We start from the raw sequence: 23,482 nt of genomic DNA, 5'->3' as shown, positions 1-23,482 counted from the left end.
TCAGATGGGCAAGGGAACTCTCGGATGCTCTCACAGTATCATGTGTTTTTTATGACAGAACGATTGTCACAAATTCTACTCACATTGCGAATAGCGTCGCTAGCGCAAACGCGCGGTTCCGAACGAGCGGCGAGGGCCGTGGGCCGCGTCGGCATAGAATAGAATTCGTGCGCTGCAACAGCGCCGCTGTGACAGTGCCTTTCCCCACTTCACGACTCTGGATATCCGATGGTCACACATCCCCATCTACTTGCCGCCGTCGACCTCGGATCGAACAGCTTCCGGTTGATCGTGGGACGGGTCGAGGAAACGCCCGCGGGCAGCCAGATCTATCAGGTCGACGCGCTGCGCGAACCCGTGCGGCTCGGCGGCGGCCTGTCCAAGGACAAGCTGCTCGATCGCGCGTCGCAGGTGCGCGGCTGGGAGGCCCTGAAGCGTTTCGGCGAACGCCTGCGCGATTTCCATCCCGATCACGTGCGGGCCGTCGCCACTAACACACTGCGGGTCGCGAAGAACGCGCACGATTTTCTCGTCGAGGCGGAAGCCGCGCTCGGTTTTCCGATCGAAGTGATCGCGGGGCGCGAGGAAGCGCGCCTCATCTACGCGGGCGCGGCGCACTCGGTGCCCGCGAGCGCGGGCAAGCGGCTCGTGGTCGATATCGGCGGCGGCTCGACGGAGTTCATCATCGGCTCGCATTACACGCCGATTCACATGGAAAGCCTCTATATCGGCTGCGTGAGCCATAGCCGCCAGTTTTTTCCGGCGGGCAACGTCGACGAATACACGATGCGTCAGGCGGAACTCGCCGCCAAACGCGAAATCCAGATTATTTCGAGCGAATACAAGGGCACCGGCTGGGATCAGGCGATCGGCTCGTCGGGTACGGCGCGCGCGCTCGCGGAATTGATCGAGGCGAACGGTTTCAATGACGAAGGCATCACGCACGGCATCTCGCGCGGCGGCCTGGAGAAACTGAAGCGCGCGCTCATCAAGGCCGAGAACGTGAACCGGCTAAAGCTCGTCGCGCTGAAAGCCGATCGCGTGCCGGTGCTGGCGGGCGGCTTGTCGATCATGCTCGGCGTGTTCGAGGAGCTGGGCATCGAATACGCCGACACGACCGACGCCGCGCTGCGTCTCGGCGTGCTGTACGACCTGCTCGGGCGCTCACAGCATCAGGATATGCGCACGGTGACGGTCGAAGGCTTCAAGCGCCGTTATGGCGTCGATGCCGCGCAGGCCGAGCGCATCGGCGAACTGGCGATCAGCTTCTACGATCAGCTCGACGAACCCGACGAGGACGTGCGCGAGGAAAATCGCATGTTCCTCGCGTGGGCGGCGGCGCTGCACGAGATCGGCTTGTCGATCGCGCATAGCGCCTATCACAAGCATTCGGCGTATATCGCGAGCAACGCCGACATGCCCGGCTTCTCGCGCACCGATCAGGCGCGTCTCGCCACGCTCGTCCTCGGGCATGCGGGCAAGCTCGGCAAGCTCGCGCAGTCGCGCGACATCGAGTGGACGTTGCTCTTCTGCCTGCGCCTCGCGGCGTTGCTGTCGCGCCGCCGCACGGATGTCGGGCTGCCCGGCATCGAGGTGAAGAAAGCGCGCGGCGGTTTCGAAGTACATGTGCCCAACGAGTGGGTGACGAACAATCCGCTCACCGATTACAGCCTCGTTCAGGAAGCGATGGAATGGGAGAAGATCGGCCGGCCGTATCGCGTGGTCTACACGGGCGACTGATGCCGCGATGAGAATGAGAAGGCCCCGTCGAGCGGGGCCTCTTCGTTTCGGGGCTTCAGCGTCCCTGCATGTCGCCGATGAAGTGCCGCGCATAACGCGCGTTGATATCGGAGAGACGGAAGAGGGTGAGGAAGTCGGCGGTGTTGAAGTCGGGATCCCAGGCGGGTGCGCCGCAGATCTTCGCGCCCAGGCGCAGATAACCTTTCACGAGCGGCGGCGGGCTCACGGTCGCGCCCGTGCGCAGTTCCTCGACGGGCAGCGGCGTGTGCGCAAAGGCGCGGTATTCGGGCGCCGTGAGCGCATTGGCCGGCAGCGAGGTATAGAGATTCGCGGCGTAATGCCCGCCGTCGATCATGCCGACGCTCGCGCAGCCGAGCATCGTTTCATAGCCGTTTTGCATCATGTACGCGGCGAGGCCGCCCCACAGCGACATGATCACCGCGCCGTTGCGATAGTCCGGATGCACGCACGAGCGGCCCACTTCGACGAGCTTCGGCCGCAGATGCGTCAGGCGCGACACGTCGAACTCGCTTTCGGCGTACAGACGGCCGATGCGCGCGGCCTGATGCGGCGGCAGCACGCGATACGTGCCCACGACCTGCAGCGTGTCGAGATCGCGCACGAGCAGGTGATCGCAATAGGCGTCGAAGGCATCGACGTCGAGGCCCGCGGGGCCGGACAGATGCGCGCCCATTTCTTCGGAGAACACGCGGTAGCGCAGGCGCTGCGCGTCGCGTAGCGCGTCTTCGTCACGCGCCCACGCCACTTGCAGGCGCTCGCGGCCCGTGACGGTTTCGGACGGACGCGGAAGGTGGCGGCGCGAATCGAGCGAGAGCGATGACGCTCCGAGTTGCAGGAAGGGCGTCGGCAAATCTTGCATTGGCGTTCCTCGACAGGACGTGGCTGTGGCTTCAAGTCCTCGCCAATGTAGTAATGCACGGTGACGCTCGCATGGCATCGCAATGACGTTTCGATGAAACGACACGCGCATGAACGCGAGCTTGCGCCGCCGCTGCCGCGCTCAAAGCAGATCGGGATTGACCACCGCGCGCAGCACGACGTGGCCGTCGCCGCTGCGCGTGCGGCCCTGGAACCACCAGATGCCGGCCTTCTTGATCGACCATTCCGATTCGTGGCCGGTCATGAGGAGGGCGGCGACGCGGCCGAGCGTCGGCTGATGCCCGATCACGACGACCGTCTCCGCGACGCCCTCCGGCCAGCCGGCCGCATCGAGCACGGCCTGCGCGCCGTTGCCCGGCGCGAGCGCGTCGATAACGCGATAGCGGTCGCCGAAGGCCTCGGCCGTCTGGATCGTTCGCGTCGCGGGACTGGCGAGCAAGACGGCGTCATCGTCGATGCGCGCCTTCAACCATTTCGCGATGCCTTGCGCCTGCTTGCGTCCGCGCGACGTGAGTTGCCGCGCGAGATCGCTCGACGCCTGATCTTCCGCTTCGGCGTGACGCCAGAGTATGAGGTTCATGGGGTGTCTCCGGATGATGAGGTTCGCTCTCGGACGAAGCAGAAAGATGCGTGCCCGCGTTTTCCGTTGCGAACGCGCGCCGGGCACGTTACAATCTGCGGCTTCTCGGAGCGTAGCGCAGCCTGGTAGCGCATCTGATTTGGGATCAGAGGGTCGAAGGTTCGAATCCTTTCGCTCCGACCACGATACACGAAGGGGTTACAAGTTACGGCTTGTAGCCCCTTTGTCTTTTCGACGCTCGTTCGGGAGTCTCATGCCGCGCATCGTTTCCGCCGTTGTCTGCATTGCACTCGTCGCGTTCGGCCTCGCCGCCTGCGCCGACAGTTCTCATCAGAAGCACGAACCGCAAGATCCGCCCGACTACAAGGGCGTGCCGACGGACATGACCCCGCCGTCGATGATCACCGATCCGGTCAAGCCTCAATAAGCGCCAACATCGGGGCTTCTGATGACCCGCGCTGACTGTTCGCGCGGACATCTTGCGCGGGCTGGCGCCGGTATCAAAAGCACACGCCGTGTCATGACTGTGTGCACGACGCCGCCGGATGCGCCGGTTGCGGCAAATGCTACCTGTCACACGTTTTCAGAAGGTTCCTTCGAGCGGAACAATTGCCGGACGAGTATCATCGGGCGAACGTGTTTCAAAGTGTATCTGTCATGGATCTGCTCTGGGTTTTCGCTGCCGTCGCACCGCTCGCGGTCGGATCGCTCGTTGCGTTTGCGGCGCATATCGATCCGCTGTCGGGACATTGGCGCACGCCGGGCGCGAAGAAGCCGAAGGACGACGCGGCTGACGCGTGACGGCCGGCGCGTCGCACTGCTCGCCGAGGCATCACTGTTTGCAGCGGATCACCATCGAGCGATTCTTGATGTTCGCCCCGAAAATTCCGCCGACGGAACCACCCGCGGTCGCGCCGGTGTCGGCGTCCTTCGACACCACGTCGTAACCGTACGCCCCGCACATTTCGCCCGCCTGCTTGTAGCAGGCTGCCCAGGTCGTGCTCGCATCGCTGCCGCTGCAGTTGATCGCGAAGCCCGTGTCGCCCGAAGGCAGGTAGGTCATCGTCGCCGTGTGCGCGCATCCGGCGAGTGCGCCGGTCAAGGCCAGCGCCGCGCCGAGCGCGGCCGTGTTCATCCTCATCGTCAATCTCATCAATCTTCCTCGTAACGTCCGCCGGACTTCTTAACGCGGCGGTAGATAGCGCGCCGGGTCCGTCGAGCGGCCCATGTAGCGCACTTCGAAATGCAGCATCGTGCGGTCGCTGTCGGTATCGCCCATTTCGGCAATTTGCTGGCCCTGTTGCACGGTCTGGCCTTCCTTTACCAGCAGCGCCCGATTGTGGGCGTAGGCAGTCAGATAATCATCGTCGTGCTTGACGATCAGCATGTTGCCGTAGCCGCGCAGGCCGTTGCCCGCGTAGACGACACTGCCGGTGGCGGCAGCCACGACGGGCGTGCCCGCCACGTTGGCAATATCGATGCCCTTCGAGTTCTTGCCGTCGAAGCCGCGGATGATGCTGCCCTGCGCCGGCCAGACGAGCGTTACGCCCGGTCCCGCCTTGTTCTGCGACGAAGCCTGCGCGCCGGCATCGCTCTTCGCGCTGCCGCCCGCTCCCGCACTCGATGAGCCCGCCGCAGCCGCGCTGCCCGCCGGCGGCGCGATGCGCAGCACTTGTCCGACCTCGATGGCGTCGGGATTCGTGAGGCCGTTCCAGCGCTTGATGTTCGAGACCGTGGTGCGATTCTCGCGCGCGATCTTCGACACGGTGTCGCCACGCTCCACGCGATAAAAGCCCGGCGCGACCGGCCCCGTTCCACACGCGGCCAACGCTGCGACGAGCGATGCGCAGACGAGCCGTCGAATTCTTTTTTGCAAACCTGACCTCGTAAAGCACCGCCGCGAGAAGTGCGCAGCACAGTCGCACGGCGAATCAAAAGGCAGGATTTTACCGTCTCGGGTTTCCCCGAACAGAAAGACGCCGCGTGCGGCCTTGCGTCGGCGCCGTTCGCCTTACTCGCCGTGCGTGACGGCGAGCCTGAGCGATGCCGTCTCGGTCTTGCCCGGCGCGAGCCAGCGCAGGCCGCGGCCATTGTGAATGGCGTCGGGCAGGCCGATCCACGGCTCGACGCAATAGAAGTCCGAGGTGTCCGATTCGGTCCAGGTCGTCACCGCGTACCACGGCACGGAGTCCGGCTGCTGCAGTTCGAAGGCGATCGTGCGCTTAAGGCCCGGCAGCTTGAGCAACATGGGTTCGTCGGACTGTTGCGTGAGGCAGTGAAACGTATCGACGATGCTCGGGTCAGCGAGCGAATAGCGCGGCAGCCCGGGCTCGGCTTCGCTGATCGAGCCGTCCGCGAGTTGCCGGCGCCGTTCGGTGTGCGGCAGCTCCACGCTGCTCTCGGCGCGCTGCCCGTGCGGCAGATGGAAGTAGAAGTGATGCCCGGCGTAGTAGGGCAGCGCGACTTCGCCCGGATTCGACGTCGTGAGTTCGACTTCGAGCGTATTGCCGTCGACGATGCGGTATGCCGCCTCGAAGCGAAATGCGAACGGATAGCCGTCGCGGGTCGCGTCGCTGTCGACGAGCGTCATGCGCAGGCCGTGCCCGTCCGCATCGCGCGTCCAGGAGAAGGGCAGGTTGCGCGCGAAGCCGTGGGTCGGCAGCGCATGCACGACGCCTTCAGGGTCGCGCCATTTGCCGATCTCGCCGTCGACGAAATGACGCCCGAGAAACGGGAAGAGCAGCGGATTGCCGCCGCGGATCTTGGCCGGATTGGACCAGTCGGGTCCGTTGGGTCCATTGGGTCCGTTGGGTCCCGTGGGCCAGTGCAGGACCGCATCGCCACCGACGCGCCAGGTCATGAGCCGCCCGCCCGCCTGCGGAGCGAGCTGGATGGCGGCGCCGTCGCGCTCGATTTCGATGACGTCAATTTCCGGTGACATGATGGCAGGCGCTCCGTTGAATGGCGAGGCGCCGCGCACGGCGATCCGGCGCGGCTCGACCCGACGATTCTGCCTTGGAATTCCGTCCGGAAAAACCCTTTGCGGGAAGTTGCGACTAAGCAAGGCTTATGCAATATGTTGTTATATGCTTCCAGTGTTAGGAATCAGACGGACAAGGAGCAACCATGGATCTGGCGATGGCAATGGGCGTCGCGATGTTCGGCCTCTTCGGCGCGAGCACGGCAGTCTTCCTCTACAAGCTGACGGCCTGACGGGTAACGCGGTCCGCAACGCCGCGCAGTGCTACCTGCGCGCGCTTTCTTTCGTATAGCCTGTAGTCCGCTTGCGATCATTCTTCGTTTTCCCGACGATTGACTGTCGGTGCAATTTGTGTGCGGTTTGCGCTTGGCGCTCGATTTCCCCCCCGGCATAATCGGTCCCGTTTGCGCGCCGTATCGGCTTTTCCTTCCTGTTCCAATATCCCCCTGCCTCGTTCGGCTTCGCGTGATGCGAGGGATGGAACTGCACGGCGCGTCCTTCTTCCTCCTCAAAAAAGGACCGACGCGTGACTCTGTGGTTTCTCGTATTCTTGAGCGTGCTCCAGGGCGTGACCGAACTCTTTCCGGTCAGCAGTCTCGGGCACACCTTGCTCGTTCCCGGGCTGATCGGCATGCATATCGACAAGCATGCGCCGCAACTGCTGCCGTTTCTGGTCGCGTTGCACCTCGGCACGGCCATCGCGCTGCTATGGTATTTCCGCACGCGCTGGATCGCGCTGATCCGCGGCTTTTTCGCGTCGCTCGGCGGCCGCAAGAACGACGAGGGCCACATGATGTGGGCGCTCATCATCGGCACGATTCCGACGTGTATCGTCGGGCTGGTGCTCGAAAAGCGGCTCGAGGCAATTTTTCACGATTTGCGGATCGTCGCGGCGGCGTTGATCGTCAATGGCGTGCTCCTGTGGCTGGGCGACCGTTTGCAGAGAAGCCGCGCGACACGAGCACCCGAGAAGCTCACGTTCAAGCAAGCGTTTCTGGTGGGCCTTGCGCAGATCGGCGCGCTGATTCCGGGTTTTTCGCGCAGCGGTCTGACGATGATCGCGGGCGTGGGCGCGGGCCTCACGGCGCAGGCTGCAGCGGAATTCTCGTTTCTGCTCGGCACGCCGATCATCTTCGCGGCGGGCGTGCTCGAATTGCCGAAGCTCTTTCATGCGCCGGGGCAACTGGCCGATTCGCTGCTGGGCGGCGTGCTGACCGGCATCGCGGCGTATCTCAGCGTGCGTTTTCTGATGCGCTACTTCGAAGGGCACGGCAAGCTCGCGTCGTTCGGTGTGTATTGCGTGATCGCGGGCGTTTTCTTCCTCGGCTGGTTCACGATGCATCCGCAGCCGGTGTGACGAACTCGGGACTAGCGAAGCGGCGAATGAGGTAAAATCGCGATCTCTTCTGATCAGCGGCTGCTTTTTTCTGCATTGCCGCGCTCCGGTTCTCCGCCCTTAGCTCAGCTGGATAGAGCAACGGCCTTCTAAGCCGTAGGTCACACGTTCGAGTCGTGTAGGGCGGGCCACATGCCTGCGTCGAGCCCAGTCTTTGCGACTGGGCTTTTTGTTTTCATGAAGCCCGCACGCGCGCACACCCGCGCAAATCGCCCGGAACGTCAGCATCACTAATCGAATCGGCGCCCGCCCTCCACCTGGCCCGCTTCCTGCCCATCCTCCACCCGTGCGCGTGCCCGATCTTCGCAAATCCCGCGCCCCGCAACGCATCGGAGAAACTAACCATCTCGTACAAGCGAGCGTTCCGCCCATCCGCGGTGCGCCGATGCGTCATCGTGGCGCGCGGTGCGCCATAACGGTGACGGCGACAAGCCGAATCGACGCAAGAGGAATGACTTGAACAAACGAGCATACGAAACCAGCCTGGCGCAATGCTCGCTATGGAACCGCAAGCAGGCGCGCCTGCAACCGGAGTCGCGGCGCGTGCTGCTCGCGCTGCCGGAGCGCATGCTCGGCGCATCGCTCGCGTCCTTGTTCGAACTGAAGGGCTTTCCGGCGCAACTCGCGGTGGACGCGTCATCGCTCAAACATATCGCGCGGGAATGGCGTCCGCATGTGCTTTTTCTGGATACTCGCGTCGGTGGCTGCGGCAATTACGCGCTGGTCCGCGCGCTTCGCGAGCTCGATGACGACGCGAATCGCCTTGTCATCGCCATGAGCGGCTTTCTGCCCGAAGAGCCGATCGCGCGTCTCAAGGAAGCAGGCTACGACGGACACTGCCGCCGTCCGTGCCCGGTGTGGCAGATGACCGATTTGCTCGACGAGTACTTCGCATGTCACGCGGTGCGTTGAGGGCGCCGTCCTGTTGCCGCATCGCGTGCGCATAGCTGCGCGGCCCGAAGACGACATTCAGCGCGATCATCGCGAGAAGGCTCGCCGCCAGCATCATCCACGACATCGAAAAACCGCCGCTCACATCGCGAACGACGCCCGCGACGACCGGCGCGATCGCCGCAATGACGAAACCCACGCCCTGCACGAACGCGACGAGCCGCGCGGCGAGTGCGGGATCGTCGGCGTGATCGAGGGTCAGCACGAGCGAGAGCGCGAACACGCCGCCGAGCCCGCCGCCGAGCAATGCAACGACCGCGAGCGGCGCCGCAAGCGGCGCGACGAGCAGCAGACCGAAGCCCGCCAGTTGCGCGGCGAGACCGAGCGCGAGCCACGGACGATGGTCGCGGCCGCGCCCGAAGCGGGCGGCCGCCATCGGCAGAAGCAAGGCCGACGACGCCTGGAAGACCGTCAGCATCGCCAGTAGCGCGCCGCTCTCGGTCACGCCGCGGCCGAGTTGCTGGTAGTACGCGGGCATCCATGCGACGAGGCTCGTATAGCCGCCATTGACGAGCCCGAAGAAGATTCCGAGCGTCCACGCCCGCCGATTGACAAAGAGCGATGGCGCGGGCTTCGCGTGACGCGCCGACGATGCGCGAGGCAAAGCGTCCGCGCGCATCAGGAGCATCCATGCCGCAAGCGCAGTGAGCGCGGGCAACGCCCAGAACGCAAGCCCCGCCTGCCACGACATGCGCGACGCGACCGCGGGCGTGATGCTCGCGCCGAGTCCGCCGCCCGCCATGATCGATGCGGAATAGAGGCCCATTGCGAAGGGCAGGCGCGCGGCGAAGCGCGTCTTCATGACGCCGGGCAAGAGCGCCTGAATGACCGCGACGCCCGTGCCCGCGATCGCCGCGCTCGCGATGAGCGCGGCCGCGTCGCCGGCGAAGCGTCGTCCCGCGCAGGCAGCGACGATCGCGATGAGCCCGATCGCCACGCCGCGTGCCTGGCCGACTGAACGTGACAGCGCGCTCGCGCCGAACGCGCATGCGCCCATCGCGACGACGGGCAGGCCGGTCAGCATCGACGCGCCGCGGAACGACAATCCCGTCGCGTGGAGGATCACGCCCATCAGCGGGCTGATCGAGGTGAGCAGCGGCCGCAGGTTGAGGCCGATCGCGACGATCACCGCGAGCCACGCAAGGTTCGATGCGCGCGGGTTCATCGCGTGAATTCCGGCGAAATCGGCACCCCGTTCGCCATCACGAAACGCCGCGGCGGACGCATCGCGACGGCTTGCGCGATCGTTTCCGCATCGACGAGCACGAGGTCCGCGCGCATGCCCGGCGCGAGACCGTAGTGCGCGAAGCCGCACGCGCGGGCCGCTTCGATCGAGACGCAATCGAACGCGGTGGCGAGATCGTCGTCGCGGCGCAGGTCGTAGCGCATCGCGATCAGCATCGCGCGCTCGAGCATGTCGGGCGAGCCGAAGGGCGTCCACGCATCGCGAATGCCGTCGTTCCCGCCGAAGAGCGTCACGCCCGCCGCGCGCGCTTCGCGCAACGGCGGAACGCACACGGATGCGGTCGCGGTCGTCAAAAGCGCGACGTTCGCGCGCGCGATGCGTTCGAGCAACGCGCCGCGCCGCGCGTCGGTCAGCGAGCCGAGGCAGAACGCATGGCTCACGACGACGCGCCCCTGATAACCATGCGCTTCCACGCGATCGAGCAGCAAGTCGAAGGTGAACGCCCCGAGATCGCCGGGCTCGTGCAGATGCATGTCGATGGGCTTGCCGTGCTTCGTCGCGATCGCGAATGTCGCGTCCAGCGAGGCGGCCGGATCGCCGTCGATCGAAGAAGGGTCGAGCGCGCCGAGCACATCCGCGCCATGCGCGAGCGCGGCGTCGAGCAGCTCGCGCGTGCCGGGGCGCTTCAGCATGCCCGATTGCGGAAACGCGACGATCTGCATGTCGAGCACATCGGCGAGCGCGGCGCGCGTTGCGCAAACGCCGTCGAGATGACGCAGGCCCGCATCGGTGTCGATATCGACATGCGTGCGCAAGCGCGTCGTGCCTGCGCGCAGGAAAGCGAGCGCCAGCGCGCGCGATGCCTTGGCGGCGTCGTGGCCGCTTTCGCCGCGCCAGCGCCGCTCGTTCTCGATGCGGTCGGCGAGGCGCGGCCCGACCGCGTTGCGATACCACGGCATGCCCCACGTGGTCTTGTCCAGATGCGTATGTCCTTCGACGAAACCGGGCAGCAGCAGCGCGAGCGCGCCGTCGATGACGATATCGCCCGGCGCGGGCTTGCGCTCGCCGTGCGGCGCGATCGCGCCGATCGTCGTGCCGTCGACGCGCACATCCACCGGCGCACCGCCGAACGGTCGTGCGTTGACGATCCAGGTCGATGGTTTCATACGATGGAATCCTCCCGTGCGTCGCTCGATTTGGTTGACCATTCTAGCAGCGTTTGGTCAACCAAAAATACGCCAGATCTGATAGGCCGGATTCGCGTCCGGACGCGGGCGCTCGCTACAATGCGACTCAATGCAAGCACGACCGGGCATCATGGCATCACGCAAGCACACATCATCGAATGAAACCGCGAGCGCAACGTCGGCCGACGAACGCGTGTACGCGGCGATCACATCCGCGCTCCTGCACGGCAAGCTCGCGCCGGGCGCGCAGCTCGTCGAGCGCGAGCTCGCCGCCGCGTTCGACTGCACGCGCGGCACGATACGCAAGGTGCTGGCAAGGCTCGGCGCCGAGGGCAAGCTCACGCTGGAAGTGAATCGCGGCGCGTTCGTGCCTTCACCCACGCCCGCCGACATCAGCGAGGTCTATCGCGCGCGGCAGGTGGTGGAGGCGGGCATCGTCGCGGCGCTGTGCGGCACGCTGACTGCGCAGGCGAAGCGCGCGTTGCGCGCGCACGTGAAAGCCGAGCGGCGCGCGGTGAAGGCGGGAAGCGTGGAGGAGTGCGTGCGCCTCGCGGGTCACTTTCATCTGCTGCTCGCGGAACTGGCGGGTGCGCCGGAAGTGCACGCGTTTCTCGCCAAGCTGGTTGCGAAGACCGAACTCTATAAGGCGCTCTTCGATCCGTCGAAATTGTCGAACTGCGCGTCGGACGAACACGGAAGACTCGTCGATGCCCTTGAGGACGGCGATCTCGCTGCCGCGCTCACGGCGATGCGAACGCATATCGACGAACTGGAGGCGCGCGTGCTCGCGCAGGCGAGCGGCGCGCGCACGAACGATCTGGCGACGCTATTTGCGGGCGCGTGAGCATCGGCACAAAAAATACGGGCCGCGGCTTGAGGGCCGCGGCCCGTCTCGTTTCAGCGCCGACGAGCAGTGCTTACTGCGAGAAGTCGAGCGCGGCGGTCAGATCGCCCATCGCCTTGCCGCCGTTCGCGACGAGCGCGTCGTCACGCGATTTCAGGCCCGGCAGTTCCGGCAAGCCGAAGCGTTTGGTGATGAAGCGCAGGATCGACGTCGTGTCGTATTGCGTGTGATCGACGAAGCCCTTCTTCGCATACGGCGAGATGATGAGCGCCGGAATACGCGTTCCCGGGCCCCAGCGGTCGCCCTTCGGCGGCGCGACGTGATCCCAGAAGCCGCCGTTCTCGTCATACGTCACGACGACGACCATGTTCTTCCACTGGGGGCTCTTCTGCAGATGGGAAATGAGATCTGCGATGTGCTGGTCGCCCTGCGCGACATCGGTGTAACCCGCGTGCTCGTTCAGGTTGCCCTGCGGCTTATAGAACGCGACTTGCGGCAGCGTGCCCGCATCGATCGCCTTGATGAACTCCGAACCGTTCGTGCCGCCATCGAGCAAGTGCTGCGCGCGATTGGCGGTGCCCGGTGCGAGGTCGGCGAAGTAGTTGAACGGCTGATGGTGCGTCTGGAAGTCGGGCACCACGTTGACCGCGCCGTTGATGACCGAACGATCGGCGAGCGCCGCCGCCCACGAGCCGCCGTACCATGCCCAGCTCACGCCGGCCGTGTTCAGCAGATCGCCGATGTGCTGTTGCGTTTGCGGCGGCAGCGTCGTCGGCTGGCTCGGGTCCGCGAGGTTCGGATCGCCGCCGGTGACCGGCTTGTTACCGCTCGGCTGATACGGCGGCTGCATCGTGTTGACGGCATAGAAATCGGGCGTGAGCGTGCCCGAGTTGACGAACTGCGCGTCGGCCGAGCCGGTCAGCGCGGAAGGCGGCGGATTGGTCTTCGTCTTGAGCGACACGCCGTCCGCATTCACTGCCGAAATCGATCCCTTCGCGACGCTCGTGTCCGCGTTCGGATAGATCGGCGTGCACGCGCAGACGAGCCACTGGTGGTTCAGGAACGAACCGCCGAACGCGCTCATGAAGAAATTGTCCGCGAGCGTGTACTGCTGCGCGATCTTGTAGAGCGGCAGCTTGTCCGGCGGCGTGTCGTAGTGGCCCATCACGAGACCGCCCGAGTCGCCCCATGCGGCGAACTTGTCGTTCTTGCCGCCGTCGATCTGCATCTGGTTCTCGTAAAAACGGTGATACAGATCGCGCGTCGTGACGTTGAGCTGCGTGTTGAAGCCGTTGGGATCGTCGATCGCGAACGGCGCGTTCGGCAGGTTCGCCGTCATCGCTTCGGAGATCGCGGGTGTCACGCCCTTCGCCGTCAGGCCGGTCCAGATCGACGGCAGCGTCGCGAGCACGCTGCCGTCGCGGTCGAGCTGCCGGGAGTTGGCCGCCGTCACGTTCTGCAGGCCGTTCGCGCCGGGGAAGTGCCCATAGAGGTTATCGAAGCTGCGGTTTTCCGCGTAGATCACGACGACGTTCTTAACCGAAGAAATATCGTTGTCTTGATGATCGTCGCCGCCGCATGCGTAGAGGCCGAGTGCGAGAGCGGCCGCGAGCGGCACCACGCAAACGAGTTTGTTGTTCATTGAGATTCTCTCTTGGTTTGGAGACCGGCGCGTGACGCGGGCGTCGTCGTCAAAAGCCTTTGCCCGCCGGCGTGGGCAGTGTCGCAACGCAAATTGACGCAGCGATGTAACCAGGCTTTCGTTTGCGTAATGTTCGCTTAATAAAGTTCTTCCTTGTCACATGAAAGACATGCGCACGACATACGCTTCGGCATCTTTCGATTCCGATCCGCACGTCCATGTCTTCGATGCGTTTGCCGTTCGTCCTTCTTGCGCTCGCGCTCGGCGCGTCATCGGCGGTAATGAGCGGCTGCGATTCCCATGCGGCGGACAACGGCGCGAGCGGGCAGACGCAGGCCGCGACGCGCATCGCGGCCGAGGCGGCGCCGCATGGTCAATCGCGCGCGGAGGTGTTCGCGCATGTGAAGCAGATCACCTCGCTCGGCGAGAAGCTGTTCTCCGATCCGTCGCTGTCCGGCTCCGGCAAGCTCGCGTGCGCGTCGTGCCATAGCCCGAGCCATGCGTTCGGTCCGCCCAACGCGCTATCCGTGCAGCTCGGCGGCAACGACATGCATCAGCCGGGATTCCGCGCGGTGCCTTCGCTCAAGTATCTGCAGGCGGTGCCCGCCTTCACGCGCCATTTTCACGATTCCGACGATGAAGGCGACGAGAGCGTCGATGCCGGCCCGACCGGCGGGCTCACGTGGGACGGCCGCGTCGATCATGGCTCGGACCAGGCGCGCATGCCGCTCTTGTCGTCGTTCGAGATGGGCAGCACGCCGGCGAAGGTCGCGGCCGCGGTGAAGGCATCGTCCTATGCGGACGACTTCCGCGAGGCGTTCGGCGCCGATGTATTCGACAGCGACGACAAGGTGTTCGCCTCCGTGCTGCAATCGCTCGAAGCGTTCGAGCAGACGCCTGAAAAGTTTTATCCGTACACGAGCAAGTACGACGCGTTTCTCGCGGGCCGCGCGAAGCTCAACGAGGCCGAGATGCACGGCCTGCGGCTCTTCAACGACGAGAACAAGGGCAACTGCGCGTCGTGCCACATCAGCCAGCGCGCAAAGGACGGCTCGCCGCCGCAGTTCAGCGACTTCGGCCTGATCGCGATCGGCGTGCCGCGCAATCGTGCGCTGCCGGTCAACAGAAACCCGAACTTCCACGATCTCGGGGCATGCGGTCCCGAGCGCCGCGACCTGACGGGCCAGGACGAGTATTGCGGCATCTTCCGCACGCCGTCGTTGCGCAATGTCGCGACGCGCAAGACGTTCTTCCACAACGGCATCTATCACAACCTGGAAGACGTGGTGCGCTTCTACGTCGAGCGCGACACGAACCCGGAGAAGTTCTATCCGGTGTCGAAGAAAGGCGTCGTCCAGAAGTTCGACGATCTGCCGAAGCGCTATTGGCAGAACGTCAATACCGAGCCGCCGTTCGATCGAACGAAGGGTGACAGGCCCGCGCTCGACGAAGCCGAGATCAGGGACGTCGTCGCGTTCCTCGATACGCTCACCGACGGCTACGATCCGGCGAAGGACAGGAACGCGCAGAAGGGCATCGGCATCGACGAAATGAACTCCACTTCCAATTGACGCAAGCCCGCGTGGCCCGGGCCGCCGAACGCCGCGCGTCATGCTATCCTCCTTGCGACCCGCCCCTACGGGCCGAGTTGATGAATCGCCGTTGCCGCTCTTTGCATCTGCAGGCGGCATACTCATCCGCAAGAGGAACATTCAATGCCGATCACACATCGAGCGCTCGCTCGCGCTTCTTTCCCGACTTTCGCGGCAGCCGCGCTCCTTGCTTTGAGCACGGGCGCAACCGCCGCGAATCTCGGATTCCTGAACAACACGCCGATCACCTACATGAAGCAGCGCGACCTGCAGGCGCTCAACAACGCCGCGCAGACCGCGCTCAATACCAAGCAGGACGGCGAATCGCTCGACTGGGACAACAAGGGCACGGGCAACACGGTCCCGATCAACGGCACGGTCACGCCGCACGAAACGTTCGAGTCCGATGGCCTCAAGTGCCGCAAGGTCACGCTCATCGCGCAAGCCAAGGGGCAGACGCAGACCTGGACGCCGGTGGCCTGCAAGGCGAGCGACGGCAAGTGGAAACTCAAGAAGCAGTGATGAACGGGCAGAGCCGTCGATGACCGCCCGTACCGTATCGTGCGGCGTGGTCATGCTGAACGCGCAGGGCGACGTGCTGCTCTGCCACGCGACCGAAACCACGCACTGGGACGTGCCCAAGGGCGCCGCCGATCCCGGCGAAAGCCCGCGCGAGGCGGCGTTGCGCGAGCTCGTCGAGGAGACGGGCATCGTGCTGCCCGCCGCGCGGCTGAAGGATCTCGGACGCTTCGTCTATCGTCGTGACAAGGACCTGCATCTCTTTGCGGTGCGCGTGAGCGAAGACGAAGTGCAGCTCGAGAACTGCGTGTGCGAATCGTATTTTCCGCGCTATAGCGACGGCACGATGATTCCCGAGATGGACGCCTACCGCTGGGTCAGCCCGGCGGACGTCGATAAATTCGCGAGCCGCAGCCTCGCGCGTCTGTTCGAGACGACGCTGTCGCTCGCGCAACTGCACGAGACGCTGTAGTCAGTCGACTGTGCGGTCATTGGGATTGGCGAAGAGCGCCTTCATTTCGGGCGACATCGGAAATTGCAGGTTCATGCCATCGGGCGGAATCGGGCGCATGAACCAGGTCTCGTAGAGCTTCGCGGCTTCGCCGGAGCGCTGCATGTTGGCGATCACGTCATCGACGATACGCTTGAACACGGGGTCGCCCTTTCTCATCATGCAGCCATACGCCTCGTTCGCGAGCGATGCGCCCGTCACCGTGTACTCGTTGCGCGCCGCGCCTTCCTGGGCGATCTTGCCGTAGAGAAGCGGATCGTCCATCACGAACGCCACCGCGCGATCCGACTTCAACGCGGCGAACGCTTCCGCATGATCGCGCGCGCTGATGATGCGCAGATTCAGCTTCTTGTCGATGCTCATCTGCCGCAACATGCGCTCATCCGATGTACCCGCCGTGGTCGCCACTGTCTTGTTCGCGAGATCCGCGTAGTCGCGAATGCCCGACTTCTTCTTCACGGCCATGCGGATGCCGTACTGGAAAAAGCTGTTCGAAAAAGCGACGAGCGGGTCGCGGTCGGCCACATGCGCGGTCGAGCCGCATTCCAGATCGACCTGATTGTTCACGACATAAGAGATGCGGTTCGCCGACGTGACCTGCACGTTCTTCACCGCGAGATTGGGCATGTTGAGGCGCTTCTTGATCTCGTCGACGACTTTGAGTGCGATGTCGTACGAGTAGCCGACCGGCTGTTGCTTCACCGTGTAGGAGAACGGCACGGACGACTCGCGGGTGCCGAGCACGATCGCGCCGTTTTCCACGATCTTGCGCAGCGTCGCGGAAGGCGGCATCTGATCGACCGTGGCCTGCGCCGTGGCGAGTTCGGCGGCGATGGCGCCGTGCGCGCCGGCGGATGCGAGCAGGAGCAAGGAGGCGAGGGCGGCGCTTCGTTGCGCCCATGTGCGGCGCTGCGCGAAGTAGTGCGGCTGCTTCATGATGTCCTCGTGAGAAGCGGCGTGCGATGAGTCCGGCAAGATTCATCGAGGGCGCCGCGTGGCTGCGCGGCGCCTTGGTCCTGTCGATATCAGGCCGGTTTGCCCCAGCTGTCGCGCAGGCTCACGATGCGGTTGAACACCGGCTTGCCCGGCTGCGAATCCAGCCGGTCCGCGACGAAATAGCCGTGCCGCTCGAACTGGAAGCGGTCTTCGGCGTGCGCGTCGCGCGCGCTCGGCTCGAGATAGGCGTTCACGACGCGCTTCGAATCCGGATTGAGCGCGTCGAGGAATTCCGCGCCGCCCGCGCCGGGCTGCGGCTCCTTGAAGAGGCGGTCATACAGGCGCACTTCGGCCGCATACGCCGTCGCCGCGCTGACCCAGTGGATCGTGCCCTTCACCTTGTAGTTGTTCGCGCCTTCCGTGCCCGATTTGCTGTCCGGGAAATAGTTGCAATGAACGGCGATCACGTTGCCGTTCTCGTCCTTGTCCGCGCCCGTGCATTCGACGACGAAGCCGTACTTCAGCCGCACCTTGTTGCCCGGGAAGAGACGGAAGTAGCCCTTCGGCGGCGTTTCCTGGAAGTCCTCGCGTTCGATCCACAGCTCGCGCGAAAACGGGAACGCGCGCACGCCGCGATCCGGGTGATGCGGATGCACCGGCGCGCTGCACGTCTCGCTCTGCCCTTCGGGATAGTTGTCGATGATGAGCTTCAAAGGATCGAGCACGCAGATCGCGCGCGGAGCTTTGTCATCGAGATCGTCGCGCAGTGCGCCTTCGAGCACGCTCATGTCGATCCACGAATCGACCTTCGTCACGCCGACGCGCTCGACCATCAAACGGATGCTTTCCGGCGTGAAGCCGCGCCGGCGCACACCGACGATGGTCGGCATGCGCGGATCGTCCCAGCCGTCGACGTGATTGTCCTGCACGAGTTGCAGCAGCTTGCGCTTGCTCGTGATCGCATACGTGAGGTTGAGGCGCGAAAACTCGATTTGCTGCGGCAGCGGACGCTGGAAGACGCCATCGTCCGCGAGTTGCGCGAGGAACCAGTCGTAGAGCGGGCGATGATCCTCGAATTCCAGCGTGCAGAGCGAGTGCGTGATGTTCTCGATCGCGTCCGACACGCAGTGCGCGTAGTCGTACATCGGGTAGATGCACCACGTGTCGCCCGTGCGGTAGTGATGCGCAAAGCGGATGCGATAGATCACCGGATCGCGCATGTTGAAATTCGGCGAGGCCATGTCGATCTTGGCGCGCAGCACGTGCTCGCCTTCCTTGAACTCGCCCGCCTTCATGCGGCGGAAGAGGTCGAGGTTCTCTTCGGGCGTGCGGTCGCGATACGGCGAGTTGATGCCCGCTTCGGTGGCCGAGCCGCGCGTCGCGCGCATCTCTTCGGCCGTCTGACTGTCGACGTATGCCTGGCCCTTCTTGATGAGCATCTCGGCGAACTCGTACAGCTTGTCGTAGTAGTCGCTCGCGAAGTATTTGTGCTCCGCGCCGTCCTTGTTCCAGTCGAAGCCGAGCCATTTCACGGCGTCGATGATCGAATCGACGTATTCGACGCTTTCCTTCTCGGGGTTCGTATCGTCGAAGCGCAGATGGCACACGCCGCCGTAATCCGCGGCGAGGCCGAAGTTCACGCAGATGCTCTTCGCATGGCCGATATGCAGGTAGCCGTTCGGCTCGGGCGGAAAGCGCGTCTCGACCCGCTGCGACCATTTGCCGGAGCGGTTGTCGTCTTCGATGATGTTGCGAATGAAATTGGATGGCGCCGGAGCGTCGTTGCGATCGGTGTTCATGCGAAAGAGAGTGCCAGCGGGTGCGCTCGCGCGCGTGAGACGGTTCGGGAAGCGTTCATCGAGGCCGTTCGGCCCGGAACACGTACGAAGGCCTTGAATATTGGGTCGATTCTACCTTACGCAACCGTCGGGAGCAGGCTGCGGAAACGTTGTTGGAGCGCTCGCGGCCGGTTTCGTCGCGCGATTCGCACAGTCGCGCCGTTTCGCGAGTTCCGTTACATGGTTTACGCCCGGCGACGCGCATCGTAACCACCGTAACCGGACGTAAATCGCGTTGAAGGGCGCGGGTGCGCAATTTTAAGATCGGCTCGCCTGCATCGACCGCGTCTGGTTGTACGGCGCGGGACTGCGCGACAAGCACAACACATCACAACGACAACACCAGGAAGCCCATCATGAAAAAGATCGCCATCACGACGCTCAAGTTGGCCGCCGCCGCTGCGCTCGTATCGAGCCTCGCGGCCTGCGCAAACGTGTCGCGCCAGCAGGCCCACGCCGGAGTCGGCGCGGCTGCGGGCGGCGCGCTCGGCTACCTGGTCACGGGCGGGCCGATCGGCACCGTCGCGGGCGCGGCGGCGGGCGGTTTGATCGGCGCCGGCGTTCGTTGATCCTGACAATCCCGCGCGCACTCGCTCAGATTGCCTTCGACGCCCGCAACTGCGCGATCTTCGCCTCGTCGTAACCGAGCACGTCGGCGAGCACGCTCGTCGTGTGCTCGCCCAATAGCGGCGGATGCGTGCGCGCTTCGGGCGGCGTCGCGCTCATCTTGATCGGGCTCGCGACGAGCTTGACCGTGCCGGCCGTCGGATGCGGCAAATCGATCTGCATCTTGCGCGCGAGCACCTGCGGATCTTCGAAGACTTCGCCGAGATCGTTGATCGGACCGCACGGCACGCCGGCGGCTTCGAGTTCGGCGATCCATTCGTGCTTGCCCTTGCTGCGCACCATGTCCGCGAGCAGCGGCACGAGGATGTCGCGGTTGCGCACGCGCGACGGGTTCGCCGCGAAACGCGAATCGTCCGCCAGTTCGGCGCGGCCGCCCGCTTCGACGAACTTGCGGAACTGCCCGTCGTTGCCCACGGCGACGATGATCCAGCCATCGCTCGTCTGGAAGGTCTGATACGGCACGATGTTCGGATGCGCGTTGCCCCAGCGGACCGGCGGCTTGCCGCTCGCGAGGAAATTGGTGTTCATGTTGGCGAGCATCGCGACCTGAACGTCGAGCAGCGCCATGTCGATGTATTGCCCTTCGCCCGTGCGGTCGCGGTGCGCGAGCGCGGTGAGCACGCCGATGGTCGCGTACATGCCCGTCATCAGGTCCGCGATCGCCACGCCGGCTTTTTGCGGGCCGCCGCCGGGCTGGCCGTCGCGCTCGCCGGTGATGCTCATGAACCCGCCGATGCCCTGCACGATGAAGTCGTAGCCCGCGCGCTGCGCATACGGCCCCGTCTGCCCGAAGCCCGTGACCGAGCAATAGACGATGTCCGGCTTCACGGCCTTCAGCGACGCGTAGTCGAGCCCGTACTTTTTCAGTTGCCCGGCCTTGTAGTTCTCCAGCACGACATCGCTTTGCGCGGCCAGCTCGCGGACGATCTGCTGACCTTCCGGCGTGGCGATATCCACCGTCACCGAACGCTTGTTGCGGTTCGCCGCGAGATAGTACGCGGCCTCGTGCGTGTCCTCGCCGCCGGGCGTTTTCAGGTAGGGCGGCCCCCAGTGGCGCGTGTCGTCGCCGGTTTCGGGCCGCTCGATCTTGATGACGTCCGCGCCGAAATCGGCGAGGGTCTGCGCGCACCACGGTCCCGCCAGCACGCGGGTCAGGTCCAGCACGCGGATATGGCTCAAGGCTCCCATTCGTCGGTTCGCTCGCTCAAATTTGTCTCCGGACTGCGAATGTCGCACAGAACCGCCGCGCGCGCGATACCGGACCTGCCGCGCGCCCGGTCGGACGCGGCGAATCCCGTATAATCGACAATCACCCTCGCCACGCCGGCCAAGGCTCGCAGAGAGCCGCCCGCGGGCACCATCAAGAAACCGAAGACACGCCCCGTACGCTATGAAAGCCGCCGAAATACGCGAGAAATTCCTGAAGTTTTTCGAATCGAAGGGCCATACGATCGTGCGTTCGTCGAGCCTCGTGCCCGGCAACGACCCGACGCTGCTGTTCACCAACTCGGGCATGGTCCAGTTCAAGGACGTGTTTCTGGGCAGCGAATCGCGTCCGTACTCGCGCGCGACCACCGCGCAGCGCAGCGTGCGCGCGGGCGGCAAGCACAACGATCTGGAGAACGTCGGCTACACCGCGCGCCATCACACGTTCTTCGAGATGCTCGGCAACTTCTCGTTCGGCGATTACTTCAAGCGCGACGCCATCCACTATTGCTGGGAACTGCTCACCAAGGTCTACAACCTGCCGGCCGACAAGCTCACGGTGACCGTCTACAAGGAAGACGACGAGGCCTTCGACATCTGGGCGAAGGAAATCGGCGTGCCGGTCGAACGCATCATCCGCATCGGTGACAACAAGGGCGCGCGTTACGCATCCGACAACTTCTGGCAGATGGCCGACACCGGCCCGTGCGGTCCGTGCTCCGAAGTGTTCTACGACCATGGCCCGGAAATCTGGGGCGGCCCGCCGGGATCGCCCGAAGAAGACGGTGACCGCTTCATCGAGATCTGGAATCTCGTGTTCATGCAGTTCAACCGCGACGCGCAGGGCAACATGACGCCGCTGCCCAAGCAGTGCGTCGACACGGGCATGGGCCTCGAACGCCTCGCCGCCGTGCTGCAGCATGTGCACAGCAACTATGAAATCGATCTGTTCCAGAACCTCATCAAGGCCGCCGCGCGGGAAACCGGCACGCCGGATCTGGAAAACAACTCGCTTAAGGTGATCGCGGACCACATCCGCGCGTGCTCGTTCCTCATCGTCGATGGCGTGATTCCCGGCAACGAAGGCCGCGGCTACGTGCTGCGCCGCATCGTGCGCCGCGCGATCCGTCACGGATACAAGCTCGGCAAGAAGGGCGCGTTCTTCCACAAGCTCGTGGCGGATCTCGTCGCCGAAATGGGCGCGGCGTATCCGGAACTGAAAGAAGCTCAACAGCGCGTGACCGACGTGCTGCGCCAGGAAGAAGAGCGCTTTTTCGAAACCATCGAGCACGGCATGTCGATTCTCGAAGGCGAACTCGCGGAGCTGGAAAAGAAGGGCGTCAAGCAACTGGATGGCGAACTCGCGTTCAAGCTGCACGATACCTACGGCTTCCCGCTCGACCTGACCGCGGACGTGTGCCGCGAGCGCGGCGTGACCGTCGACGAACCCGCATTCGACGACGCGATGGCGCGTCAGCGCGACCAGGCACGCGCGGCGGGCAAGTTCAAGATCGCGGCGGGCCTCGAATACTCGGGCGCGAAGTCGACCTTTCACGGCTACGAAAAGGAAATCTTCGACGACGCCAGGATTCTCGCGCTGTATGTCGAAGGCGCATCGGTGAACGAGGCGAAGGACGGCCAGCAGGCGGTCGTCGTGCTCGATCACACGCCGTTCTATGCGGAGTCGGGCGGTCAGGTCGGCGATCAGGGCGTGCTCGCGAACGCGAACGTGCGCTTCGCCGTCGCGGATACGTTGAAGGTGCAGGCCGATGTCGTCGGTCATCACGGCACGGTCGAGCAGGGCACGCTCAAGGTCGGCGATGTCGTGAAGGCCGAAATCGACGCCGTGCGCCGCGCCCGCACCGCGCGCAATCACTCGGCCACACATTTGATGCACAAGGCGCTGCGCGAAGTGCTCGGCGGCCACGTGCAGCAGAAAGGCTCGCTCGTCGATGCGGACAAGACGCGCTTCGACTTCGCGCACAACGCGCCGATGACGGATGACGAAATCCGCCGCGTCGAGCAGATCGTGAACAACGAGATCATCGCGAACGCGCCGGGCGTCGTGCGCGTGATGCCTTACGACGACGCGGTGAAGGGCGGCGCGATGGCGCTCTTCGGCGAAAAGTACGGCGACACCGTGCGCGTGCTCGATCTCGGCTTCTCGCGCGAGCTCTGCGGCGGCACGCACGTGCGGCGCACGGGCGATATCGGCTTCTTCAAGATCGTGATGGAAGGCGGCGTCGCGGCGGGCATTCGCCGCGTCGAGGCGATCACCGGCGACAACGCCGTGCGCTACGTGCAGGAGCTGGATCAACGCATCAACGCGGCGGCGGGCGCGCTGAAGGCGCAGCCTTCGGAACTCACGCAGCGTATCGCGCAGGTTCAGGAGCACGTGAAGTCGCTGGAAAAGGAACTCGGCGCGCTGAAATCGAAGCTCGCGGCAAGCCAGGGCGATGAACTCGTGTCGCAAGCCGTCGATGTATCCGGCGTGCAGGTGCTTGCCGCGCAACTCGAAGGCGCGGACGTGAAGACGCTGCGCGAAACCGTCGACAAGCTGAAGGACAAGCTCAAGAGCGCGGCGATCGTGCTCGCATCCGTAGATGGCGGCAAGGTCAGCCTGATCGCGGGCGTGACGGCGGATGCGTCGAAGAAGGTGAAGGCGGGCGAGCTCGTCAACTTCGTCGCGCAGCAAGTCGGCGGCAAGGGCGGCGGTCGTCCGGACATGGCGCAGGCGGGCGGCACCGAGCCGGCCAATCTGCCGGCCGCGCTCGCGGGCGTGATGGGCTGGGTTCAGCAACAGCTCTAAGTCGATTCTTCCGCTGCATGACGGCTCGGTCCCTTCGG

At 64.7% G+C, this 23,482-nt stretch carries 22 protein-coding genes and 2 tRNA genes; 13 read left to right on the top strand and 11 right to left on the bottom strand.

Annotation, left to right across the window (positions count from 1 at the left end; all coding sequences use genetic code 11):
* Positions 1-228 precede the first annotated feature (228 nt).
* Complete coding sequence (gene ppx / locus NCT32_RS09375; RefSeq protein WP_061120964.1) at positions 229-1,740, top strand: exopolyphosphatase; 1,512 nt, start codon at positions 229-231, stop codon at positions 1,738-1,740.
* Between the two features lie 55 nt (positions 1,741-1,795).
* Here ppx and NCT32_RS09370 read toward each other — a convergent pair whose 3' ends face one another.
* Both NCT32_RS09370 and NCT32_RS09365 read right to left on the bottom strand, forming a co-directional pair.
* Entirely contained in the window at positions 1,796-2,620 is an 825-nt protein-coding gene (locus NCT32_RS09370) for a GNAT family N-acetyltransferase (protein WP_061120963.1), read from the bottom strand.
* A 141-nt stretch (positions 2,621-2,761) separates the two neighbouring features.
* A complete protein-coding gene (locus NCT32_RS09365) occupies positions 2,762-3,220 on the bottom strand; it encodes a histidine phosphatase family protein (protein ID WP_061120962.1) in 459 nt (152 codons plus the stop codon).
* Positions 3,221-3,326: 106 nt separating this feature from the next.
* Between NCT32_RS09365 and NCT32_RS09360 the strand changes: the two genes are divergently transcribed.
* From NCT32_RS09360 to NCT32_RS09350, 3 genes are all read left to right on the top strand, one after another.
* Positions 3,327-3,403 (top strand) — tRNA-Pro (locus tag NCT32_RS09360).
* Between the two features lie 70 nt (positions 3,404-3,473).
* Positions 3,474-3,647 carry a hypothetical protein gene (locus NCT32_RS09355; RefSeq protein WP_250490108.1) on the top strand — a complete coding sequence of 58 codons (174 nt, stop codon included), beginning with the start codon at positions 3,474-3,476 and terminating at the stop codon, positions 3,645-3,647.
* Positions 3,648-3,877: 230 nt separating this feature from the next.
* Positions 3,878-4,021 carry a hypothetical protein gene (locus NCT32_RS09350; RefSeq protein WP_250476861.1) on the top strand — a complete coding sequence of 48 codons (144 nt, stop codon included), beginning with the start codon at positions 3,878-3,880 and terminating at the stop codon, positions 4,019-4,021.
* Between the two features lie 31 nt (positions 4,022-4,052).
* Here the strand turns inward: NCT32_RS09350 and NCT32_RS09345 are convergent, their stop codons facing one another.
* From NCT32_RS09345 to NCT32_RS09335, 3 genes are all read right to left on the bottom strand, one after another.
* Positions 4,053-4,373 (bottom strand): hypothetical protein, encoded by a 321-nt coding sequence (locus NCT32_RS09345; RefSeq protein ID WP_061120961.1) that lies wholly within the window; start codon positions 4,371-4,373, stop codon positions 4,053-4,055.
* A gap of 30 nt (positions 4,374-4,403) precedes the next feature.
* Complete coding sequence (locus NCT32_RS09340; protein ID WP_061120960.1) at positions 4,404-5,096, bottom strand: peptidoglycan DD-metalloendopeptidase family protein; 693 nt, start codon at positions 5,094-5,096, stop codon at positions 4,404-4,406.
* A gap of 135 nt (positions 5,097-5,231) precedes the next feature.
* Complete coding sequence (locus NCT32_RS09335) at positions 5,232-6,161, bottom strand: aldose epimerase (protein ID WP_061120959.1); 930 nt, start codon at positions 6,159-6,161, stop codon at positions 5,232-5,234.
* 565 nt (positions 6,162-6,726) lie between these two features.
* Here NCT32_RS09335 and NCT32_RS09330 point away from each other — a divergent pair.
* From NCT32_RS09330 to NCT32_RS09320, 3 genes are all read left to right on the top strand, one after another.
* The gene (locus tag NCT32_RS09330) at positions 6,727-7,557 is read left to right on the top strand and encodes an undecaprenyl-diphosphate phosphatase (RefSeq protein WP_061120958.1); all 831 of its coding nucleotides are present in this window, start codon (positions 6,727-6,729) and stop codon (positions 7,555-7,557) included.
* Between the two features lie 93 nt (positions 7,558-7,650).
* Positions 7,651-7,727: transfer RNA gene (locus NCT32_RS09325), tRNA-Arg, on the top strand.
* A gap of 325 nt (positions 7,728-8,052) precedes the next feature.
* Complete coding sequence (locus tag NCT32_RS09320; protein WP_061120957.1) at positions 8,053-8,508, top strand: response regulator; 456 nt, start codon at positions 8,053-8,055, stop codon at positions 8,506-8,508.
* Here NCT32_RS09320 and NCT32_RS09315 read toward each other — a convergent pair.
* Both NCT32_RS09315 and NCT32_RS09310 read right to left on the bottom strand, forming a co-directional pair.
* Positions 8,408-9,712, bottom strand: coding sequence for a cyanate transporter (locus tag NCT32_RS09315; protein ID WP_061120956.1), 1,305 nt, complete (start codon positions 9,710-9,712; stop codon positions 8,408-8,410). The two genes, NCT32_RS09320 and NCT32_RS09315, sit on opposite strands and share 101 nt — an antisense overlap.
* Entirely contained in the window at positions 9,709-10,899 is a 1,191-nt protein-coding gene (locus NCT32_RS09310) for an amidohydrolase family protein (RefSeq protein WP_061120955.1), read from the bottom strand. Before NCT32_RS09310 ends, NCT32_RS09315 begins: the two co-directional genes overlap by 4 nt.
* A gap of 151 nt (positions 10,900-11,050) precedes the next feature.
* On the opposite strand from NCT32_RS09310, the gene NCT32_RS09305 reads away from it, so the two are divergent.
* Entirely contained in the window at positions 11,051-11,764 is a 714-nt protein-coding gene (locus tag NCT32_RS09305) for a GntR family transcriptional regulator (RefSeq protein ID WP_061121003.1), read from the top strand.
* Positions 11,765-11,837: 73 nt separating this feature from the next.
* Here the strand turns inward: NCT32_RS09305 and NCT32_RS09300 are convergent, their stop codons facing one another.
* The gene (locus NCT32_RS09300) at positions 11,838-13,406 is read right to left on the bottom strand and encodes an acid phosphatase (RefSeq protein WP_061120954.1); all 1,569 of its coding nucleotides are present in this window, start codon (positions 13,404-13,406) and stop codon (positions 11,838-11,840) included.
* Between the two features lie 218 nt (positions 13,407-13,624).
* Here NCT32_RS09300 and NCT32_RS09295 point away from each other — a divergent pair, with 218 nt between their 5' ends.
* From NCT32_RS09295 to NCT32_RS09285, 3 genes are all read left to right on the top strand, one after another.
* A complete protein-coding gene (locus NCT32_RS09295) occupies positions 13,625-14,977 on the top strand; it encodes a cytochrome-c peroxidase (protein WP_061120953.1) in 1,353 nt (450 codons plus the stop codon).
* A 144-nt stretch (positions 14,978-15,121) separates the two neighbouring features.
* A complete protein-coding gene (locus NCT32_RS09290; protein ID WP_061120952.1) occupies positions 15,122-15,520 on the top strand; it encodes an RT0821/Lpp0805 family surface protein in 399 nt (132 codons plus the stop codon).
* Positions 15,521-15,539: 19 nt separating this feature from the next.
* Positions 15,540-15,989, top strand: coding sequence for an NUDIX hydrolase (locus NCT32_RS09285; protein WP_061120951.1), 450 nt, complete (start codon positions 15,540-15,542; stop codon positions 15,987-15,989).
* On the opposite strand, the gene NCT32_RS09280 is transcribed toward NCT32_RS09285, so the two are convergent.
* Together NCT32_RS09280 and NCT32_RS09275 are read right to left on the bottom strand one after the other, a co-directional pair.
* Positions 15,990-16,964 (bottom strand): transporter substrate-binding domain-containing protein, encoded by a 975-nt coding sequence (locus NCT32_RS09280; RefSeq protein WP_086961504.1) that lies wholly within the window; start codon positions 16,962-16,964, stop codon positions 15,990-15,992.
* Positions 16,965-17,053: 89 nt separating this feature from the next.
* On the bottom strand, positions 17,054-18,763 hold the full coding sequence (locus NCT32_RS09275) for a glutamine--tRNA ligase/YqeY domain fusion protein (RefSeq protein WP_061120950.1): 1,710 nt from the start codon (positions 18,761-18,763) through the stop codon (positions 17,054-17,056).
* Between the two features lie 395 nt (positions 18,764-19,158).
* Here NCT32_RS09275 and NCT32_RS09270 point away from each other — a divergent pair, with 395 nt between their 5' ends.
* A complete protein-coding gene (locus NCT32_RS09270) occupies positions 19,159-19,371 on the top strand; it encodes a hypothetical protein (protein WP_061120949.1) in 213 nt (70 codons plus the stop codon).
* Positions 19,372-19,396: 25 nt separating this feature from the next.
* On the opposite strand, the gene NCT32_RS09265 is transcribed toward NCT32_RS09270, so the two are convergent.
* Positions 19,397-20,617: a CaiB/BaiF CoA-transferase family protein gene (locus tag NCT32_RS09265; RefSeq protein ID WP_061120948.1), complete on the bottom strand. Its 1,221-nt coding sequence runs from the start codon at positions 20,615-20,617 to the stop codon at positions 19,397-19,399.
* Positions 20,618-20,819: 202 nt separating this feature from the next.
* Between NCT32_RS09265 and alaS the strand changes: the two genes are divergently transcribed.
* Complete coding sequence (gene alaS, locus NCT32_RS09260) at positions 20,820-23,444, top strand: alanine--tRNA ligase (protein WP_061120946.1); 2,625 nt, start codon at positions 20,820-20,822, stop codon at positions 23,442-23,444.
* Positions 23,445-23,482 lie beyond the last annotated feature (38 nt).

It is taken from the genome of Caballeronia sp. INML2, from assembly GCF_023631365.1.
GTDB lineage: Bacteria > Pseudomonadota > Gammaproteobacteria > Burkholderiales > Burkholderiaceae > Caballeronia > Caballeronia turbans.
The sequence above is the reverse complement of the archived record's forward strand: the minus strand, read 5'-3'. Positions and strand labels throughout refer to the sequence as shown.

Coding starts and splice junctions, on each gene's coding strand:
- NCT32_RS09285 (WP_061120951.1), top strand. CDS start 15,540: ATGACCGCCCGTACCGTATCGTGCGGCGTGGTCATGCTGAACGCGCAG.
- NCT32_RS09350 (WP_250476861.1), top strand. CDS start 3,878: ATGGATCTGCTCTGGGTTTTCGCTGCCGTCGCACCGCTCGCGGTCGGA.
- NCT32_RS09310 (WP_061120955.1), bottom strand. CDS start 10,899: ATGAAACCATCGACCTGGATCGTCAACGCACGACCGTTCGGCGGTGCG.
- NCT32_RS09280 (WP_086961504.1), bottom strand. CDS start 16,964: ATGAAGCAGCCGCACTACTTCGCGCAGCGCCGCACATGGGCGCAACGA.
- alaS (WP_061120946.1), top strand. CDS start 20,820: ATGAAAGCCGCCGAAATACGCGAGAAATTCCTGAAGTTTTTCGAATCG.
- NCT32_RS09315 (WP_061120956.1), bottom strand. CDS start 9,712: ATGAACCCGCGCGCATCGAACCTTGCGTGGCTCGCGGTGATCGTCGCG.
- NCT32_RS09305 (WP_061121003.1), top strand. CDS start 11,051: ATGGCATCACGCAAGCACACATCATCGAATGAAACCGCGAGCGCAACG.
- NCT32_RS09270 (WP_061120949.1), top strand. CDS start 19,159: ATGAAAAAGATCGCCATCACGACGCTCAAGTTGGCCGCCGCCGCTGCG.
- NCT32_RS09345 (WP_061120961.1), bottom strand. CDS start 4,373: ATGAGATTGACGATGAGGATGAACACGGCCGCGCTCGGCGCGGCGCTG.
- NCT32_RS09295 (WP_061120953.1), top strand. CDS start 13,625: ATGTCTTCGATGCGTTTGCCGTTCGTCCTTCTTGCGCTCGCGCTCGGC.
- NCT32_RS09275 (WP_061120950.1), bottom strand. CDS start 18,763: ATGAACACCGATCGCAACGACGCTCCGGCGCCATCCAATTTCATTCGC.
- NCT32_RS09265 (WP_061120948.1), bottom strand. CDS start 20,617: ATGGGAGCCTTGAGCCATATCCGCGTGCTGGACCTGACCCGCGTGCTG.
- NCT32_RS09335 (WP_061120959.1), bottom strand. CDS start 6,161: ATGTCACCGGAAATTGACGTCATCGAAATCGAGCGCGACGGCGCCGCC.
- NCT32_RS09370 (WP_061120963.1), bottom strand. CDS start 2,620: ATGCAAGATTTGCCGACGCCCTTCCTGCAACTCGGAGCGTCATCGCTC.
- NCT32_RS09365 (WP_061120962.1), bottom strand. CDS start 3,220: ATGAACCTCATACTCTGGCGTCACGCCGAAGCGGAAGATCAGGCGTCG.
- NCT32_RS09300 (WP_061120954.1), bottom strand. CDS start 13,406: ATGAACAACAAACTCGTTTGCGTGGTGCCGCTCGCGGCCGCTCTCGCA.
- ppx (WP_061120964.1), top strand. CDS start 229: ATGGTCACACATCCCCATCTACTTGCCGCCGTCGACCTCGGATCGAAC.
- NCT32_RS09290 (WP_061120952.1), top strand. CDS start 15,122: ATGCCGATCACACATCGAGCGCTCGCTCGCGCTTCTTTCCCGACTTTC.
- NCT32_RS09355 (WP_250490108.1), top strand. CDS start 3,474: ATGCCGCGCATCGTTTCCGCCGTTGTCTGCATTGCACTCGTCGCGTTC.